General features: G+C 71.5%; 13 protein-coding genes. 8 read left to right on the top strand and 5 right to left on the bottom strand.

From position 1 onward, the window contains the following. Positions 1-140: 140 nt before the first annotated feature. The 5 genes from Acy02nite_RS10390 (at position 141) to Acy02nite_RS10370 (ending at position 9,239) form a co-directional block, all read left to right on the top strand. Positions 141-6,260: a polymorphic toxin-type HINT domain-containing protein gene (locus Acy02nite_RS10390; protein WP_203739736.1), complete on the top strand. Its 6,120-nt coding sequence runs from the start codon at positions 141-143 to the stop codon at positions 6,258-6,260. A gap of 2 nt (positions 6,261-6,262) precedes the next feature. After that, positions 6,263-6,505, top strand: a complete 243-nt coding sequence (locus tag Acy02nite_RS10385) for a hypothetical protein (RefSeq protein WP_203739735.1) — start codon at positions 6,263-6,265, stop codon at positions 6,503-6,505. Between the two features lie 242 nt (positions 6,506-6,747). Further along, complete coding sequence (locus tag Acy02nite_RS10380; protein WP_203739734.1) at positions 6,748-6,921, top strand: hypothetical protein; 174 nt, start codon at positions 6,748-6,750, stop codon at positions 6,919-6,921. 123 nt (positions 6,922-7,044) lie between these two features. Next, the gene (locus Acy02nite_RS10375; protein ID WP_203739733.1) at positions 7,045-8,184 is read left to right on the top strand and encodes a glycosyltransferase; all 1,140 of its coding nucleotides are present in this window, start codon (positions 7,045-7,047) and stop codon (positions 8,182-8,184) included. A 41-nt stretch (positions 8,185-8,225) separates the two neighbouring features. Further along, the gene (locus Acy02nite_RS10370) at positions 8,226-9,239 is read left to right on the top strand and encodes a glycosyltransferase (RefSeq protein WP_239174539.1); all 1,014 of its coding nucleotides are present in this window, start codon (positions 8,226-8,228) and stop codon (positions 9,237-9,239) included. A gap of 114 nt (positions 9,240-9,353) precedes the next feature. Here the strand turns inward: Acy02nite_RS10370 and Acy02nite_RS10365 are convergent, their stop codons facing one another. Then, a complete protein-coding gene (locus Acy02nite_RS10365) occupies positions 9,354-9,806 on the bottom strand; it encodes a DUF5994 family protein (protein ID WP_203739731.1) in 453 nt (150 codons plus the stop codon). Positions 9,807-10,181: 375 nt separating this feature from the next. Here Acy02nite_RS10365 and Acy02nite_RS46420 point away from each other — a divergent pair, with 375 nt between their 5' ends. Further along, positions 10,182-10,889 carry a GAF and ANTAR domain-containing protein gene (locus Acy02nite_RS46420; RefSeq protein ID WP_239174537.1) on the top strand — a complete coding sequence of 236 codons (708 nt, stop codon included), beginning with the start codon at positions 10,182-10,184 and terminating at the stop codon, positions 10,887-10,889. A 37-nt stretch (positions 10,890-10,926) separates the two neighbouring features. Further along, positions 10,927-11,652, top strand: a complete 726-nt coding sequence (locus tag Acy02nite_RS10355; protein WP_203739729.1) for a GAF and ANTAR domain-containing protein — start codon at positions 10,927-10,929, stop codon at positions 11,650-11,652. Between the two features lie 177 nt (positions 11,653-11,829). Here the strand turns inward: Acy02nite_RS10355 and purE are convergent, their stop codons facing one another. Continuing rightward, positions 11,830-12,327, bottom strand: coding sequence for a 5-(carboxyamino)imidazole ribonucleotide mutase (gene purE / locus Acy02nite_RS10350; RefSeq protein ID WP_203739728.1), 498 nt, complete (start codon positions 12,325-12,327; stop codon positions 11,830-11,832). Next, positions 12,327-13,469, bottom strand: coding sequence for a 5-(carboxyamino)imidazole ribonucleotide synthase (locus Acy02nite_RS10345; protein ID WP_203739727.1), 1,143 nt, complete (start codon positions 13,467-13,469; stop codon positions 12,327-12,329). The genes purE and Acy02nite_RS10345 overlap by 1 nt, the downstream gene beginning before the upstream one ends. A 124-nt stretch (positions 13,470-13,593) precedes the next feature. On the opposite strand from Acy02nite_RS10345, the gene Acy02nite_RS10340 reads away from it, so the two are divergent. Further along, a complete protein-coding gene (locus Acy02nite_RS10340; protein WP_239174535.1) occupies positions 13,594-14,172 on the top strand; it encodes a Uma2 family endonuclease in 579 nt (192 codons plus the stop codon). On the opposite strand, the gene Acy02nite_RS10335 is transcribed toward Acy02nite_RS10340, so the two are convergent. Together Acy02nite_RS10335 and Acy02nite_RS10330 are read right to left on the bottom strand one after the other, a co-directional pair. After that, complete coding sequence (locus Acy02nite_RS10335; RefSeq protein WP_203739726.1) at positions 14,132-16,123, bottom strand: thioredoxin domain-containing protein; 1,992 nt, start codon at positions 16,121-16,123, stop codon at positions 14,132-14,134. The genes Acy02nite_RS10340 and Acy02nite_RS10335 overlap by 41 nt on opposite strands. Positions 16,124-16,158: 35 nt before the next feature. After that, complete coding sequence (locus tag Acy02nite_RS10330; RefSeq protein ID WP_203739725.1) at positions 16,159-18,648, bottom strand: putative bifunctional diguanylate cyclase/phosphodiesterase; 2,490 nt, start codon at positions 18,646-18,648, stop codon at positions 16,159-16,161. Positions 18,649-18,659 lie beyond the last annotated feature (11 nt).

The raw sequence follows: 18,659 nt of genomic DNA, 5'->3' as shown, positions 1-18,659 counted from the left end.
GGCAAGCGAGGGCTGAACCGAAGCGCAACTCGAGCGGCCGTTCTTGATTGCAGATAGTGATAGATCGCAACAGATCAACGATATTAATGTATTCGCATGTTTCACTCTCGCGGTCAACTCTCGGGGGGAGTGAACCATACATGCATGCCGATAGATGGGCGCGCGCTCGCTGGCTGGCGACGTTCTGCGCGTTCCTGCTGATAGCCACTCTGGCACCGCCGGCCGACGTGCCGGCCCACGCCGAGCCCGGCGAGGTCCCGACCGTCACCGCGGGCGCTGACCCGCAACAACGCGGCATCCCGGCCAACGCGGCCCCGGATGCCGCGGTGCCCGAGGATCAGCGGCCCCCGATCGTGCCCCCGACGGTGGAAGCCGGCGGCGAGGCGCGCAAGGTCGGCCGGGCCGCCGTCGCTCGTGCGGCCGAGGCGGCCCCGGGCGAGGCGTTCACCGATGTGCTGTTGCGGCCCGGATTCGTGGTCGGCGACACCTCGCTGGTGACCTATTTCAACCTGAAGGACCAGGGCTTCGAGCGCTGGCGGGTGGATCTGTTCGAGACCGGGTCGCAGACCCGGCAGGAGTCCGTCGAGCTGGGCAAGGACCAGCTGAAGAACACCGGCTGCGGCACCCTGCGCGCCTACTGCAAGTCGCTGGGCGCGGCCGAGGGCTGGCAGCTGGACGCGACGAAGAGCTACTTCGTCACGATCACCGCGCTCTATCCGGACGGTGAGGTGCCGTCGGCGAACTCCGAGAACGCCCAGCCACGCACCACGATCGACCCGCCCGCCATTCCGGCCCGGCAGGCCGCCGGCTGCGGGTGCAGTGGCGCGCTCGGCATGACCGGCGCGGGCCAGGCGACCCGCGGCATCGGCGTGAACACCGGCACCGGCGCCTTCACCCGGACCGAGCAGGACCAGGGCATGGCCTCGTTCGGTGTTCCGTTCTCCTCGACCCGCGCTTACTCCTCGGGCAACATCGGCCCGTCGGCGCTCGGCTCGGGCTGGGCCTGGGTCTACGACATGAAGGTCACCGCCACCGAGAGCGGCGCTCTGGTGCGGGCCGAGGACGGCTCCGACACGGTGTTCACCGCGAACGGCGACGCCTACGTGCGGCCGCCGGGTGTGCGGTCCACGCTGCGCCGGGCCGGCACCGGCTGGGAGCTGGTCACCCGCAACAACATCGTGTTCGCGTTCGACGCGCAGGGCCGGCTGTCCTCGATCCTCAACCCGCGTCAGGTGGGCCTGCGGTTCGCGCACACCGACACGAGCATCACGGTCACCGACGCGTCCGGGCGCAAGGCCGTGGCGAAACTGGTCGCCGGGCTGATCGAGTCGATCACGCTGCCGGACGGCCGCAAGACCCAGTACTTCTACACCGACGGCCTGCTCACCAAGGTCCGCGACGCGGCGGGCGAGTTCTGGCAGTACAAGTACGACGTGGCCGGCCGGCTCGTCCAGGTGATCCAGCCGGACAAGATCGTCGTGCTGACGAACGAGTACGGCGCGGACGGCCGGGTCGCCCGGCAGCTGGACGCGCTCGGCGCTGCCACCACCTTCGCCTGGGACCCGGGCAAGCAGGAGTCCAAGACCACCGACGCGGACAACGTGGTGGTCTGGGACGGCTACAAGGGCAACGTGCTGCTCTACTCGCAGCGCGGCAACGGTGACACGAACAATCACCGCTACGACGGGTCGCTCAACCGCAGCCTGGTGGTCAACGCCAACCAGAACCAGCACGAGTCGGCGTACGACCCGGCCGGCAACCTGGTCGAGCAGTTCGCACCGCAGCGCCGGTTCAGCGAGAAGACCAGCTACGACGCGCGCAACAACCCGACCAGCCACGTCGACGCCGAGGGGCAGACGTGGAAGGACGATTACAACCAGTTCGACGAGCTGGTCAAGAGCACCGACCCCGAGAACCACTCGATCTCCTACACCTACGACGGCCGCGGCCTGCTGCTGACGATCACCGACCAGCGCGGCAAGGTCACCCGGACCGAGAACATCGCCGACGGCCAGCCGAACGCGGGTCTGCTGAACGCGCAGATCTCGCCGGAGGGGCGCCGCACCGAGTTCGGCTACGACAAGGTCGGCCGGCAGCTCACGGTGACCGATCCCCGGGGCACGGTGGCCGGGGCGAAGCGGGAGACCTACACCACCCGCACCGTCTACGACGCCCTGGACCGGACCGTCGCCATGTACGCGCCGGGCAAGAAGAACCCGGACGTCGCCGACTTCGACGCCGTCGGCCGGCTCCGGAAGACCACCACCGCCGGCGGTGTGAGCACCTCGTACACGTACTTCGACAACGGTCTGCCCAAGGCAACCTACGAGGCGCGCCGGACGATGCTCAGCACCTACACGCCCGCCGGTCGCCGGCTCACCTCGGCGATCGACATGAAGCACGAGGCCGATCTGGTCACCAGCTGGGCGTACAACGCCAAGGGTCTGGTGCAGTCGACGACCTCGCCACGCGGCAACCTGCCGGGGGCGAACAAGGCGGACTTCACCACGACGTACGTCTACGACAACAACGACAACATCATCCAGCTGCGTCGGCCGTACCCGAACGGTCAGGTGGTGACCCGGGACTACAAGGTCGACGACCTGGACCGCAGCGTCGAGACCGTCGACGAGTTCGGCAAGTCCGCCAAGTTCGACCGGTCCAACAGCGGGCAGGTGCGCTCCACCACCGACGCTCTCGGCCGCAGCACCTCGATGTCGTACGACAAGAACGGACGCCAGAACGGGATCACCGACCCGAAGGGCGGCCAGACCCGGACCGAGTACGACGCGGCCGGCAACAAGATCAAGCAGATCTCGGCGACCGGCGGCATCACGACCTACGAGTACACCGACGACGGCTTCGTGTCCGCGGTGACCGAGCCGCGCGGCAACGTCGCGGGGGCCGACAAGGAGCGCTTCACCGCGCACTTCGAGTACGACCTGGCCGGCAACCAGATCCGCGGCGTCGACGCGCTGGACAACGTCACCACGCGCAAGTACGACCCGCTGAACCGGACGGTGTCGGCCACCGACGCCAACAACCACACCACCCGATACACCTACACCGAGGACAACCAGCCCCGGACGGTCACGGCGCCGGACGCAGAGTACGACGCGGACGACCCCGAGGAGGATTCGACCCACTACGAGTACGGCGAGGACGGGTCGCTCTCCGCGATGACCGATCCGCGGGGCAACCGGTCCCCCTTGTACTACGACGAGGCCGGCCGCCTGATACGCAGCACCGATCCGCTGGAGCGGAGCACCTACGCGAAGTACGACGCGGAGGGCAACCGCATCCAGGCGATCACCCTCGGCGACGACGAGGAGATCGACGAGCTCAGCACGAAGGAACGCGCCAAGCGGACCATCGTCGACACGTACGACATCGTCGGCCGGCGGGTGCAGCGTGCGCTCGGCTCGGAGGGCCCCGCCTACAGCTGGGGTTACGACGCCAAGGACCGGATCACCTCGTACGGCGACCCGACCGGCCGGCGTGACGTGGCCTACGACGACGAGGACCAGGTCCGGACGGTCACCCGCAAGACGGCCGGCCGCGCCGACGAGGTCTTCGGCTACGACTACGACGAGCGCGGCAACGTCACCGACCGGCAGTACCCGGACGGCACCACCGTCTCCTACGGCTATGACGCGGCCAGCCGGATCACCTCGCTGAGTGCACAGGGCGCCGCGTGGAGCTTCGGCTACGACGTGGCCGGCCGGCGGACCAGCACCACCCTGCCCGGCCCGACCGGGCTGACCGAACAGCGGGCCTACGACGACGGGGGCCGGCTCACCTCGATCGGCACCGAGCGCACCGGCGTGGCCGTTCCCGGAGTGCAGGACCCGATCTCCAAGTACGAGCTGACCCTGGACGCGGTCGGCAACCCGAACCGGGTGGTCACCACCCGTGGCGGGGTCGCCGAGTCGGTGGCGTACAGCTACGACAAGGCGGACCGGATCACCTCGGCCTGCTACGCCGTCGCGTCCTGCACGGACAAGAACGTCAAACCGGCCGGGCGGATCGACTACCGGTACGACCTGAACGGCAACCGGACCGAGCAGGTCCGCACCGGTGCGGCCGGCAACGACGTCACCGAATACGAGTACGACGACGCCGACCAGCTGACCGAGGAGGAGGTCGAGGGCCCCGGCCACGAGCGCGAGACGGAATACAAGTACGACGCCCGCGGCAACCAGATCAAGGCCGGCGGGGACCGTCTCGAGTACAACCTCGACAACAGCCTCGCCAAGGCGACCCTCGCCTCCGGGCAGAGCACGACGTTCAACTACGACGCCGTCGGGCTGCGGGTCAGCTCCACCTCGACGTTCCAGAACGAGACCTCGACCCAGCGCTGGTCGTGGGACGTGGCGGGGACGCTGCCGCAGATCGCCATCGACACGGTCGAGAACAGCGCCGGCGCGGTCGTGGAGAAGCGCGGTTTCACCTACGGGCCGGACGACGAGCCCCTCGCCCTGCTGGACCCGGCGTCGGGCGTGCACTCCTACACCCATGACTGGCTCGGCGGCACGGCGAACCTGCTGACGCCGGCCGGCACGGTCGAGGAGGGCTACGACTACGACCCGTTCGGCAACCCGCGCGAGGGGCCGACCCTGGCCGGGCAGAACCTGCCGGGCCAGAGCATCGAGAACCCGATGCAGTTCACCGGGCAGTACCAGGACTCCACCTCCGGTGACGGCAACTACTACCTGCGGGCCCGCAACTACGACCCGGGCACGGGCCGGTTCAGCAGCCGCGACGCGCTGCCCACCGGCCAGGGCGCCACGTCGGCCTACACGTACGCCTCGAACAACCCGGTGGCGTTCACCGACCCGACCGGCATGGTGCCGGAGGCCGGCGACACCACCGGTGCGGCGCCGGCCGTCCAGGGCCCTTCCCCGGAGGACCTGGCCCGGGCCAACCAGGTCCAGTCCAAGAGCACGCTGGACGTGATCCTGGAGGCCGGCGGTCAGATCCTGATGGAGTTCCTCGGGATCAACGACATCCTCAACTGCCTCAAGGGCGACCTGGTCGCCTGCGTCTCGATGGTCGTCGGCGCCCTCCCCTGGGGCAAGATCTTCAAGGCCAAGAAGATCGGCGAGGCGATCTTCCGGGCCGGCAAGGCAGTGGTCACCTTCTTCCAGGAGCTGAAGTGGGCCCGGGCCATCATCAGGGGCGCCGCGGACGCGGCCGAGGCAGCCAAGAAGGCGGCCGCCGCGGCGGCCAAGGCCGCAGCGGAGAAGGCCGCGGCAGCCAAGCAGGCGGCGGAAGCGGCAGCCAAGAAGGCCGCCGCCGAAGCCGCGGCGAAGGCCAAGGCCCTCGCTGCGAAGGCCAAGGCGAAAACCCGGAAGTCGGCGGCGGACAACGGGGGCGACGCGCCCTCCTGCCCGATCCGGCGGCACAGCTTCGTGGCCGGGACCACGGTGCTGCTGGCCGACGGGTCCAGCAAACCGATCGAGGAGCTGGAACCGGGCGACACCGTCCAGGCGGCCGATCCGGAAACCGGCGAGTCCGGGGCCCGGCAGGTCACCCACACCGTCCGCACCGACGACGACAAGCACTTCGTCGACGTCACCGTGGCCGGTACGGACGGCGGGCAGCACACCATCACCACCACCGACACGCACCCGTTCTGGTCGGTGACTCGTGGCAAGTGGGTGAACGCAGGCGACCTGAACAAGGACGAACTGCTGCGCACCTCGGCCGGGACCTACGTCCAGCTGTCCGCGGTCCGGTCGTACGACCATGGTGGACGGACCTATGACCTCACCGTCGACGACCTGCACACCTACTTCGTCGACGCCGGCGGCGCAACGGTCCTCGTCCACAACAACGACGAGATCCTCTGCGAGACCTCGGACCTCTTCGACGAGTTCGACGTCACCCCCGGTGAGGGATTCGACCCCACCGTGCCGTCCGCCGGCGACCGCAGCTACATCACCTACGCGTTCCGCAACGAGGCGGACGAGGTCACCTATGTCGGCCGGGCGTCCGGTCGTGGAAACCCCGCACAGGTCCTCGCGGGCCGGCTGAGCCGGGGACACGATCACTTCACCGAAGGGCTGACCCCCGAGGTGATCGCGGTTCAGGGGAACTACGCGTCCAGCCGCGGCGCGGAGGAGTTCTTCATCCAGGGCTACCTCCAGCGCGGTGCTAGCCTCACCAACAGTGATCCCGCGGTGGGCTTCAGCAAGACCGCGCGCGGGAAGAAGTCCGTCGGATACATGGACTCCTTCTTCACCGAGTTGCTGGGGTGACGATGCCTTACTTCGTGGATGTGTACTTCCCGCCCGGTCTGCCCGTCGACCGGGACGAGATCGAGGACGAGCTGAGCGAGCTCGACGGATTCGAGGTCGTCGGCGCGGGCACCGGTGAGTCCGGTTCCAACCTCGACCTCGAGGTCTCCTCCGACCTGGCGGCCGACGATGCCGTCCGTCAGGTCACGGAGGTCCTGGAACGGCTGGGCGTCGCGGCCGGCGCCCGGATCAACGTCAGCGACTGAACGCGCATCGGTACGGGCGGGGAGGTGCTCCTTCCCCGCCCGTACCGATGTCTGACGGCTGGCCGGGGTCGCCTGTTGCTCCCTGCCGGACGAGCTCGGCGGGCCGGCCGGGAACCGCAGTTCGGCCGACCGGTCACTCCCGGCGTAGTCTGATGGTTGTCGCTCCGGACCCAGGCGGCTTCGGTCCACCATCGCCGGCGGCTTCGGTCCACCATCGGCGGACGAACCTCCGGGAGCAGACAATGATCATCTTGAAGGCGGCTGTCATCGCCGCCCTTCGCGCACGTGGGCAGCACGCCCGGGCCGAGTTCGTCGATCGCGAGTTGCCCGACCGCATCGACACCGTGCGGCACGGCGGCCTGCTGGCCACCCTCCACCTCGACCCCGCCTCGCTGGCCGAGCCCAGCCAGGCGTGAGAGACCGGCCGGGCGCCGGCCGCGAGATCAACCGAGCACGAACGGCGCTGTCGCCGTTCGGAGCCGTCACCGCGCGAGGTCCCGCCGCGTCGTCCGCGGGCCGACGAACGGAAGGCACGGTTCATGGCCATCAGATACGGGTTCTTGAGCACACATCCGCCGACCCGCTGCGGTCTGGCAACCTTCAACGCGGCGCTCGCCACCCATCTCGGCGAGGCCGGCGACGCCGCGGGTGGCATCGTGCGGGTCGCGGCGCCCGGTGACGATCTGACGCCCGGGCCGGGGGTGATTCACACCTGGACGGCCGGAACGCCGGCCGGCTGGCGGGACAGCGCCGAGGCGTTGAACATGTTCGACGTCGCCGTCGTCCAGCACGAGTACGGCATCTATCCCGGCCGGGACGGCGGCGAGGTGCTGTCCGTGCTGCGCCGGCTGACCGTGCCGAGCCTGGTCGTCCTGCACACCGTGCTCGCCCGTCCCACCCCGGGCCAGAAGTCGTTGCTGGAGCAGATCGTGGCGGCCGCCGGCGCGGTCGTGACCATCACCAGGGCCGCGCACGACCGACTGATCGCCGGTTACGCGGTCGACCCCGGGAAGGTCTCCGTGATCCCGCACGGCGCCTCCGGCTACACCGGCCCGCCGAGCCGCCGCTACCCGGAGCCGCATCTGCTCACCTGGGGTCTGCTCGGCCCGGGCAAGGGCATCGAGTGGGCTCTGCGCGCCCTGGCCCGGCTGCGGGATCTCGCCCCGGCGCCGGTCTACACCGTGGCCGGCCGGACCCATCCCAAGGTCGCCGAACTTCACGGCGAGGCGTACCGGGCCGGTTTGCACCAGCTCGGCGCGGCCCTCGGCGTCGCGCATCAGGTGCGTTACGAGTCGGCGTATCTCGACGACGCGGCGCTCGGCGCACTGGTCCGCTCGGCGGATGTGGTCGTGCTGCCCTACGACTCCACCGAGCAGGTCACCTCCGGCGTGCTCGTCGAGGCGGTCGCGGCCCGGATCCCGGTGGTCGCCACGACCTTCCCGCATGCGGTGGAGCTGCTCACCGACGGGCCCGGCCTGCTCGTGCCCCACAAGAACCCGGCCGCCCTCGCGACCGCCGTCCGGCGGATCCTGACCACCCCCGGTCTGGCCGCCCGGCTGCGCGACCGTGACGGCCATGCCGAGCCGGCACTGCGCTGGCCGGCCGTCGCTCAGCGGTACCACGACCTCGCCGCGGCGCTCGTCAGCGGCCATCAGCCGGTCGCCGTGGCCGGTCCGTGACCGTCCGAACGGCCGGCACCGCGCCGGGACAGGGCGTTTCCGTGCCCGATCCGCCCTTCGCGCATCTGGCGCGGCTGACCGACGACACCGGCCTCTTCGAACATGCCCGGCACGCCATCGTCCGCCGGGAGCACGGCTACTGCACCGACGATGTCGCCCGGGGCCTCGTCGTCACCAGCCGCGAGCCCGCCCCTTCGGCCGAGGTGCTGCGGCTCGCCGAGCTCTATCTGACCTTCCTCACCCACGCGCAGGACAGCGGCGGCGCTTTCCGCAACCGGCTCGCGTTCAGCCGGACCTGGGACGACCGGCCCGGTCTCGGGGACTGGTGGGGACGCGCCCTCTGGGGCCTCGGGACCGCCGCGGCCCGGTGCCCTGCCCCGTGGATCCGGCAGGAGGCCCGGACGGCTTTCACCAGCGCCGCCTCCCGCCGGGCCGGCAGCCCGCGGGCCATGGCGTTCGCCGCGCTCGGCGCCGCCGAAGTGCTCCGCGCCGACCCCGGCGACGAACTCGCCAGGGGGCTGCTCGCCGATGCCGCGACGACGATCGGGCGCCCCGGCTCCGACCCGTGCTGGCCGTGGCCGCAGGAGCGGCTCACCTACGCCAACGCGGCCCTGGCCGAAGCCGTCATCGCCGCCGGCGACCTCCTCGGCGACTCGGCGGCCCTGGCTGCCGGGCTCCGCATGCTGACCTGGCTGCTGGACATCCAGACCGCCGACGGCCGCCTGTCGGTTCTGCCCGCCGCGGGCTGGCAGCGCGGAACTCCCCGGATGCGCCATGATCAGCAACCCATCGAGGTGGCGGCGCTGGCCGACGCCTGCGCCACCGCCGCCGCCGTCACCGGCGACCGGGTCTGGCAGGCGGGCGTGCGGCGGTGCGTCGCCTGGTTCCTCGGCGACAACGACCTCGGCCGCCCGATGTGGGATCCGGCGACCGGCGGCGGCTACGACGGGCTGACCCCGCACGGACCCAACCTCAACCAGGGCGCCGAATCGACTCTTGCTCTGATCTCCACTTTCCAGCACGGCGCCGTCCGCCGAGATCCGTTCCGGGTGTAGAGCTGAGGACGCGCTGACGATCGCCCGGGCCGGCCGTGGTTCGTGGATCGGCCGGTCCGGACAGCCCGCGGTTCAGCCCCGCGCGGGCCGGTCAGCGTCGATGGCGCGACCCGATCAGTCGGCGTGTGCCAGCTGCGCGATCAGCTCAGGCGCGTGGCGTTTGTCGGCGGGGTCCGCCGCGGCGGCCGACACGGTGTCGGCCGAGGCTTGGCTCGTGCCGGGCGGGACGACCAGCAGGTCGAACCGGCCCGCCCCGAATCCGCTGATCACGGTGATCAGGCCGGGCGGCTGGGACGTGTACCACCCGAGGCGCACCGACCGGGTGCCGGCGTCGGCCCGTCGCGGGTGTGGGAGGTCCCAGTCGGTGCTGTTCAGGAGCACGTGCGTGATGTCGCCCCGCTGCCCGGCCAGGGCCTCGACCAGGCGGGGAAGCTCGGCGACCGCGTCCGTCGAGCGCGGCCACCAGGCCCCGTCGAGAATGGTGGTGCGGCCGGGATGCGGGTCCAGACGAAGCCGTACGGCATCGTCGGGTGCTCGTGCGGCCGGGACTCGGATGCTCTGGGTCATGACGGTGCCTCTCCCTGGGCGGCGTCCACACCATCGGGAGGCAGGCGCGGCACGCGCTCGCCGGATGGATGTCGAGAGGCCGGGGTCCTATCACCGTACGCGCATCCGGAGTGCACGACGCGTACACTGAGGCCGTCCGATGGCTCCGTCATCGGTACCGGTCTCGGCCGGTGCGCGAGCCGGCCTGCCGGCGCCGCGCCTTTTCACCGGACTCGGTGGACCTCGTCCTCGCCTGTTCTTCCCGGGCTGGGCCCCGCGCCTGCGTCGGTCCTGGACGACGGGATCTCGTCATGGCCGCGCTCATTCATCATCCCCCGTGGCGCCGGCGGTCCGCCCGCCCTGCCCCCGGCGAGCCTCGTGCCTGATCGGGCCGGTGTGATCCGAGGTCTCATCGCCGCCCAGCCGGCACCCACCGGCGGACTCGTCGAGCACCTGTCGTCGGTCTGCCGGGCCGCGGTGCAGGCGTTGTCGGCGTCCGGGACGGGGATCAGTGTGCTGACCGGCGACGGGACCCGCGGAGTGTATGCCACGTCCGACCCGCTCAGCGAGCGGATGGAGGAGCTGCAGTTCGTTCTCGGTGAAGGCCCGTGCTTCGATGCCTTCGACCGTCGCCGGCCGGTGCTGATCACCGATCTGGCCGGCGAGGCGATGACGCGGTGGCCGGTGTACGCGCCGGAGGCCTACGCCAACGGTGTCCGCGCCGTCTTCGCGTTCCCGTTGCAGATCGGCGCGGCGCGGCTCGGGGTCCTCGACGTGTTCCGGGACCGGGCCGGCAGCCTTTCCGGGCACCACCTGGCCGACGCTCTCTGCTTCGCCGATGTCACGGTGGAGGCCCTGCTCGACCGGCAGAAGGGCAACGCCGCCCCGCCCGACGGCCCGGCACCCGACGGCATGACCGACGCGATCGGGAACCGGGCGCAGCTGTTCCAGGCCCAGGGCATGGTCATGATCCAGATCCGGGGCAGCATCACCGACGCGGTGGCCCGGATCCGGGCGTACGCCTACGCAGACAACCGCAGCCTCGGCGAAGTCGCCCGCGATATCGTCGCCGGTGACCTGCGCTTCGAGGCGGACCGCCCATGACCTTGTCACCGCACCGCCCAGCAGCCAGGAGGCAGGGATGACCACCGTTTCCGCGCAACGGCTAGCGTCGATCTTCGTCGAGGTCGCCGACACCCTTGTCGAAGAGTTCGACCTGATCGATTTTCTGCACATGCTCACCGACCGCACCGCGGACCTGGTCGGCGCGGCCGCCGTCGGGCTGATGCTCGCCGACGGACGCGGCAGCCTCGAGTTCATGGCCGGGTCGGACGAGAACGTCAAGCTGCTGGAGTTGTTCCAGTTGCAGACGCGGGAAGGGCCGTGCCTGGAGGCGTACCGCACGGGGCAGCCGGTCGTGAACGTCGACCTGAGCGCCGCGACCGCACGGTGGCCCCGGTTCGCGCCGCGCGCGACCGCCTCCGGTTTCGAGTCCGTGCACGCCTTCCCCCTGCGGTTGCGCGCCCAGGTCATCGGAGCGTTGAACGTCTTCGGCGACACCAAGGGCGGCGATTTCACCGGTGACGACGTGCCGATCGTGCAGTCCCTCGCGGACGTGGCGGCCATCGCTCTGTTGCAGGAACGTGCGCTGCGTCGCGGCGAGGCGCTGACCGATCAACTTCAGGGGGCGCTGAACAGCCGGATCGTCATCGAGCAGGCCAAGGGCGCGGTCGCCTACGCCCGCGGGGTCAGCGTCGACGAGGCGTTCACGCGGATCCGCGGCTACGCCCGCAAGCACAACCGCAAGTTGACCGAGGTGGCGCAGGCCATCGTCAACGACCGGACCACCCCGCCGGAACTTCACTGACCGCCGGGGCGTGGTTCTGACGGCCGGACGAACCACCATGACGGCCATCCGGGCCGACGGGCGCGCGGGGCCGGCCCGGAGTGGGCCGGGCCTCGCGTGGCGCGCCACGGGACCCGGCTCACGGGCGTACGAGAAAGCAATCGGATGCCGGACGAAGCGATGCCGGCGGCGACGGGATCAGCCCAGGAGTTTGGCGCGGAGCGCAGCGTCCTTCTCGCCGACGAGCTTCTCCAGCCCGGCCTGGAAATCCGACATCTTCTGCCGCAGAGCCGGGTCGGAGGCGCCGAGGATGCGGACGGCGAGCAGGCCCGCGTTGCGCGCGCCGCCGATCGAGACGGTGGCGACCGGGACGCCGGCCGGCATCTGCACGATGGAGAGCAGCGAATCCATGCCGTCGAGGTGCTTGAGCGGCACCGGGACACCGATCACCGGCAGCGGGGTGAGTGCCGCGACCATGCCCGGCAGGTGGGCCGCACCGCCGGCGCCCGCGATGATCGCCCGGATGCCACGGCCGGCCGCCGACTCGGCGTAGTCCACCATCTTGCGGACGGTCCGGTGCGCGGAGACCACGCCCACCTCGAACGGCACCTCGAACTCGGCGAGCGCTTCGGCGGCCGCCTCCATCGTCGGCCAGTCCGAGTCGCTGCCCATGATGATGCCGACGACGGGTGCCATCACTTACCTTCCTGAAGCCACTGAGCGGCGCGCACGGCCCGCGCGCGCACCGTTGCGAGATCGTCGCCGAGCACCGTCACGTGCCCGATCTTGCGGCCCGGGCGGACCTGCTTGCCGTAAAGGTGCACCCGGGCGTCGGGAACCTCCGCGAACAGGTGGTGCAGCCGCTCGTCGATCGAGATGCCATCCGGCTCGCCGCCGAGCACGTTCGCCATCACGACGACCGGCGCGGCCAGCGCGGTGGAGCCCATCGGATAGTCCAGCACCGCGCGCAGGTGCTGCTCGAACTGCGACGTCCGCGCGCCCTCGATCGTCCAGTGACCGGAGTTGTGCGGGCGCATCGCCAGCTCGTTCACCACGATGCCGGCATCGGTCTCGAACAGCTCGACCGCGAGCAGCCCGACCACGCCCAGCTCGGTGGCCAGGTCGATGGCGAGCTGCTGAGCGTGCAGCGCGAGCTCCTCGTCCAGGCCCGGGGCCGGGGCGATCACCTCGACGCAGATGCCGTCCTTCTGCACGGTCTCGACCACCGGGTACGCCGCGACCTGCCCGAACGGCGACCGTGCCACGAGCGCCGCGAGCTCGCGCCGCAGCGGCACCTTCTCCTCGACGATCAGCGGGATGCCGGTCGAGACCAGATCCTCCGCCGCCTCGCGCGAGCCGACCATCCAGACGCCGCGCCCGTCGTAACCACCGCGGGTCGCCTTCGCCACCACCGGCCAGGAACCGGCGGCGAACGCCTCGATCTCGTCGGCGGTGCTGACCCGCGCCCACCGCGGCACCGGCGCGCCGAGCTCGGCGAGACGCTCCCGCATCATGCCCTTGTCCTGCGCGAAGACCAGCGCTCCCGACCCCGGGAAGATCTTCACGCCCTCGGCCTCGAGCGCCTTGATGTGCTCGGTCGGCACGTGCTCGTGGTCGAACGTGACGGCGTCGCACCCCTTCGCGAACTCGCGCAACGCGGCGAGATCGGTGTGCGACCCGATCGGCACGTCCGCGGCCACCAGGGCGGCGGAGTCGTCGGGTTTCTCACTGAGCACGCGCAGTGACTGGCCAAGGGAGATCGCGGCCTGGTGGGTCATCCGGGCCAGCTGGCCTCCACCCACCATGCCGACTACGGGCAGACCGGTTCTGGTATCCATCGCCCGCCCAGCCTAGCGACGACTTTTCCCCACCCGGAAATCAACCCCGTTTCCTGGGTACGGCGACAGATCGCACTCGTTCGAGCGCGGCCGGTGGACGCTCATCGGCAGTAAGGTTGCCACCGTGAATGCGGAGGCGCCCGACTGGGACATGCCTGCCGTCACGCTGGAACAGCTGACCCACTGGAACGATCTCGATCAATGGGGCCGTCGATTCGAGCTGAGTCCCGCCGGGACCCTTTTCGTCACCCCGCTCCCTGATGGCGCGCACGCAGGCGTGGTGAGCCGGTTGCTCTGGTGGTTCCTGAAGGCGGGCTGGCCTCCCGGTCAGGTGCTGCACGCCGTCGGGGTGCGGGCGCCCGGTCCGGGCATCGGTGGCGGCTGGATACCCGACCTGACCGTCTGGGCCAATCCTGTGCACGGGTGCTGGTTGCCCGCAGAGGATCTGGTGGTGGCCATCGAGATCGTCACGCCGGCCTCACACGCGGTGGATCGGCACGTCAAGGTGCACGAGTACGCGGCTGCGGGGATCCCCCGCTACTGGCTCGTCGACGAATCCGTGACGATGTATCAGCTCGCCGGCCATCGCCGATACGAAGTGTCGGAAGCGGTGACGCTCGACTGTTTGCTGGAGACGCCGGCCGGCTCCTACCTACCCGGCATCAGCGCTGGAAGCGGGCGATCAGCTCCTTCGGGGTGGTGACCGGGCGGTCGCAGACGAAACCCCGGCACACGTACGCCGTGGGCCGCCCGTCGATCATCGGCCGGTCCGCCAGCAACGGGACGCCGGGCAGGTCGGGCGCTCCGGCGACGATCACGGTTCCGCCGGGCGCCTCCCGGTACGCCTCCGTCACCAGCGGGTCCGTGCGGTTGTTCGTGGCGATCGCGATCTCGTACGGCCCGGTCAGCGCCGCCTCCGCCACCGTCGCCGAGTAACCGGCGAAGCGCGGGTGCCCGCCGATCAGCGGGCCCACCGTGGCAAGCGCCGCGTCGGCCGCCTCGCGGTAGGACGTCTCCCCGGTCAGCGCCGCGTACGCCACCAGCGCCGCGCACACCGACGCCAAGCCGGACGGGGTGGCGTTGTCGGTCGGGTCGGCCGGGCGGGTGAGCAGCTTCTCGGCGTCGTCGGCGGTGTCGTAGAAGCCGCCGGACCCCGTACCGAACCGGGCCAGCGCGACGTCGAGCAGCTCACCGGCCGACCGCAGCCAGCGCGGATCCGCGGTGAGCTGGTGCACGGCCAGGAACGCCTCGGCCACGCAGCCGTAGTCCTCCAGGACCCCGGCGGGCTCGCCCACCTGCCCGTCCCGGGAGACCCGCCGCAGCCGCCCGTCGACGACGTGCCGGTCGGCGAGCACCTCGGCCAGCGCGACCGCCGCGGCACGCGAAGGATCAGAATCGGTCAGTACGCCATGTTCGGCGAGCGCCGTGACGGCCAGCCCGTTCCAGGATGCCACCACCTTGTCGTCCCGCGCCGGCTGCGGCCGCCCCGCGCGAGCGGCGAGCAGGCGGGCACGAATGTCCTGCCAGCGCGCGACCAGCGACGGGTCGGCGGAGTCGATGTCGCGGCCCAGCACCAGCACGCTGGCGCCGTGCTCGAACGTGCCCGCCGGGGTCACCCGGAACAGGTCGGCGGCCCACGCGCCGTCCTGCTCGCCGAGCGCCTCGGTGAGCTGGGCGGGGGTCCAGGAATACGTCAGGCCCTCCACCCCATCGGTGTCCGCATCCAGCGCCGACGCCAGCCCGCCCGCCGGGGTGCCCAGGTCACGCAGCAGGAACGCGGCGGTCTCGTCGGCGATCCGCCGGGCGAAGACGTCACCGGTCAGGCGCCAGAGCTGGGTGTAGACGCGCAGCAGCAGCGCGTTGTCGTAGAGCATCTTCTCGAAGTGCGGGACGGTCCAGTGCGCGTCCACCGAGTAGCGCGCGAAACCGCCGGCGAGCTGGTCGTAGATGCCGCCGCGGGCCATCTGCTCCCCGGTGTGCCGGGCCAGCTCCAGCGCCTCGGCGGAACCTGTCCGCTCGTGGTGGCGCAGCAGGAACAGCAGGTCCATGTGCGGCGGGAACTTCGGGGCGCCGCCGAACCCTCCGTACGTCCGATCGTGCTCCTCGGCAAGACCCTGCGCCGCGGCCGCCAGCATCTCCGCGGTGACCGCCGCGGTCGGACCGCCCACGAGCTGGGCGCCGCCCACCGCCTCGACCACCGCGGCGCCCTGCTTGAGCACGTCGTCACGCTGGTCGCGCCACGCGGTGGTGACCGAGGTGAGCAGGCGGGTGAACTGCTGCTTCGGGAAGTAGGTCCCGCAGAAGAACGGATCGCCCTCCGGGGTGGCGAAAACGGTCATCGGCCAGCCACCCTGGCCGGTCATGGCCTGCGTCGCGGTCATGTAGACGGCGTCGACGTCGGGACGTTCCTCGCGGTCCACCTTGATCGCCACGAAGTCCGCGTTGAGCTGCGCCGCGACCGCGTCGTCCTCGAACGACTCGTGCGCCATCACGTGACACCAGTGGCAGGCCGCGTAACCGACCGAGATCAGCACCGGCACGTCCCGGCGGCGGGCCTCCTCGAACGCCTCGGCCGACCACTCCCACCAGTCCACCGGATTGTCCCGGTGCTGCTGCAGGTAGGGCGACGTCGCGTCAGCGAGACGATTGACCATGCCCCCAGCCTCTCACGACGGGCCGGGAGCAACGATCAGGAAGCGCCGTCGGCGCGCAGCGGCGTGACCGTCGCGGACGACGATGTGCGCAGCTGGGAGAGCGCCTGAACGATCTTGTCCGCCGGCATCGGCTTGCAGAAGTGGTAGCCCTGGGCGGACGGGCACCCCAGCGCGATCAACGCGGCCCGCTGCTCGATGGTCTCGATGCCTTCTGCCACCACCCGCACGCCCAGCCGCGCGCCGAGCTCGACCGCCCCGCGCACCACCGCGCCCGCGGCCGGCTTGTCGATCATCTCGTCGACGAACGAGCGGTCGATCTTGATCTCGTCGACGGGCATCCGGGTGACCGAGGAGAGCGAGGAGAACCCGGTGCCGAAGTCGTCCAGCGACATCTGCACCCCGGTGGCCCGGAGCCGGGCCAGCACCTCGTCGACGATGTCCTGCTCGCTGACCGCCACCGACTCGGTGATCTCCAGGACGAGGCGGGACGCGGGGGTGCGGTGCCGCCGCAGCGCCTCGGTGACCTGCGCGGGGAAGGTCGGATCGGTCAGGCTCCGGGCCGAGACGTTCACCGACACCGGCACGTCGATGCCGGCCGCCGACCAGTCCGCGGCGGCCGCGAGGGCCAGGTCGAGGACCCGCCGGGTGAACGGGATGAGCAACTCGCTGCGTTCGACAGCGGGTAGGAACTCGCCCGGGGAGAGCTGCCCCCGGCGGGGGTGCCGCCAGCGGACCAGCGCCTCGCAGCCGGTCGGCTCGGCGGTGATCAGGTCGACCGCGGGCTGCAGGTGCAGCACGATCTGGTCGTCGGCGGCGAACGCGTCCTGCAACTCGGCGAGGAGCGCCAGCTGGTCGGTGCTGCTGGCGTCCTGGCTGCTGTCGTAGGTCCCGACGGTCAGCCCCTGCTCCTTGGCCTTGCCGGCGGCGAGCGAGGCGCGCCGGATCAGCTCGCTGACCTCGACCTGCCCGGCCGGGGCGACGACCGCGCCGACGGTCACCTCGACGGCCAGCCGCACCCCGGCGACCTGCATCGGCAGCCGCAGCTGCTCGACGAGCTCGCGGGCACGGCGCAGGGCCTGGGCGAGGCTGTGCGGTGCGCCGTGTGCCCAACCGGCCGGGTCGGCGAGAGCGGTCAGGGCGGGCATCAGCAGCGCGAACTCGTCGTCGCCGACCCGCGCGACCAGCTCGCCCGGACGAGCTTGATCGGTGAGCCGCTCGGCGATCACGCGCAGCACGTCGTCGCCGCCGCGGTGCCCGAGCGTGCTGTTCACCCCGCGGAAGTCGACCACGTCCAGGAGCAGCAGGGCGGCGGGCCGGCCGCGCTCGCCGGATCGCAGCCGCGTGTCCCCTTCGGCGACCAGGGCGGACCTGTTGGTCAGCCCGGTCAGCGGGTCGTGCACCCGGTCGTGCCCGATCCGGGCGTCCAGCTCGGCGATCCGCTGGTGGGCGGCCGCGTCGTGCAGGGCGCCGGCGAGGGCGTCCCCGTACGCCGTGATCGCCGCCTCGTCGTGCGGCGCGGGCAACGCCTGCTCGCCGAGCCAGACGGTCAGCTCGCCGACCGGCCGCCCGGCGAACGCCATGCTGCGGGTGACCGCCGGGCCGGAACGGGCGGCCTCCGGGTCCTGTCCCGGCCCCTCCTGGGTGTATCGGCGGCTGCCCTGGTCGGAGCGCAACTCCAGCTCGGCCCGGCGGGCGCCGAAGACGTCGAGGGCGCCGCGCAGCCCGGCCCGGGCGACGTCGGCCTCGGTGGCGCCGGGGAGCCGCACGGTGGCGGCCGCGAACGCCTCCCACATCCGGCGCTGCTCGGCGGCCCGCAGGTGGAAGCGGTACGTGCGGTGCATCAGCCACAGCACCGGGCCGAAGGCGATCAGCCAGAGCGGCTCGCGGACCAGCGCGAACACCGCGCAGAGGCCGACGATCAGGTTGCCCGCCGACATCGGCGCCTTGGCGTAGAGCACCTTCGCGGCGACCTGTCCGGGCGCGGCGTCGCGCTGCAGGATCAGGGTGAGCACGACCAGACCGAAGGTGATCAGCAGATAGGTGGCCGCGCCGGCCGCCAGCGCCAGCGCGAGGCGCCCGCTGTACACCCCGGCGTCACCGGCCAGCAGTGACGTGACCAGGCTGGCCGCGGCGACGCCGAGCGTCATCGACGCGACCAGGTGGACGACCTCGGCGACGTTGCGCAGCCCGGTCAGCCAGGCCAGCAGCAGCCAGGCCGCGCCGATGCCGGCCAGGGTCGCGGCCGGCAGCCAACCGGCCGGGCAGATCACCAGGCCGACCACCACGGCCGCCTCGGCCCAGCTCACCGAGATCGCGTCCGGCCCCAGCCGGAAGCGCAGGCCGGCCAGCTGGGCGATGGCGGCGAGCACGGCGGCGATGCAGCCGCCGTCGACCGGCGAGAGCGGGCTGCCGGGCGGCAGGTGCACCGGCTGCAGCGCGCCGAGCAGGACGGCGGCGAGCGCGGCGACGACCACGGCGACGGTGAGGACGCGGGACGGCCGGTGGGCCCAGCGTGGGAGGGTCATGGCCGCGTCCA

Origin of the sequence: Actinoplanes cyaneus (assembly GCF_016862095.1) — a bacterium.
GTDB lineage: Bacteria > Actinomycetota > Actinomycetes > Mycobacteriales > Micromonosporaceae > Actinoplanes > Actinoplanes cyaneus.
This window is presented reverse-complemented; position numbering and strand designations above follow the sequence as displayed.

Excerpts from the sequence above, each read along its gene's own strand:
- Acy02nite_RS10390 (WP_203739736.1), top strand. The coding sequence starts at position 141 with ATGCATGCCGATAGATGGGCGCGCGCTCGCTGGCTGGCGACGTTCTGC.
- Acy02nite_RS10375 (WP_203739733.1), top strand. The coding sequence starts at position 7,045 with ATGGCCATCAGATACGGGTTCTTGAGCACACATCCGCCGACCCGCTGC.
- purE (WP_203739728.1), bottom strand. The coding sequence starts at position 12,327 with ATGGCACCCGTCGTCGGCATCATCATGGGCAGCGACTCGGACTGGCCG.
- Acy02nite_RS10365 (WP_203739731.1), bottom strand. The coding sequence starts at position 9,806 with ATGACCCAGAGCATCCGAGTCCCGGCCGCACGAGCACCCGACGATGCC.
- Acy02nite_RS10380 (WP_203739734.1), top strand. The coding sequence starts at position 6,748 with ATGATCATCTTGAAGGCGGCTGTCATCGCCGCCCTTCGCGCACGTGGG.
- Acy02nite_RS10385 (WP_203739735.1), top strand. The coding sequence starts at position 6,263 with ATGCCTTACTTCGTGGATGTGTACTTCCCGCCCGGTCTGCCCGTCGAC.
- Acy02nite_RS10335 (WP_203739726.1), bottom strand. The coding sequence starts at position 16,123 with ATGGTCAATCGTCTCGCTGACGCGACGTCGCCCTACCTGCAGCAGCAC.
- Acy02nite_RS10330 (WP_203739725.1), bottom strand. The coding sequence starts at position 18,648 with ATGACCCTCCCACGCTGGGCCCACCGGCCGTCCCGCGTCCTCACCGTC.
- Acy02nite_RS10355 (WP_203739729.1), top strand. The coding sequence starts at position 10,927 with ATGACCACCGTTTCCGCGCAACGGCTAGCGTCGATCTTCGTCGAGGTC.
- Acy02nite_RS10345 (WP_203739727.1), bottom strand. The coding sequence starts at position 13,469 with ATGGATACCAGAACCGGTCTGCCCGTAGTCGGCATGGTGGGTGGAGGC.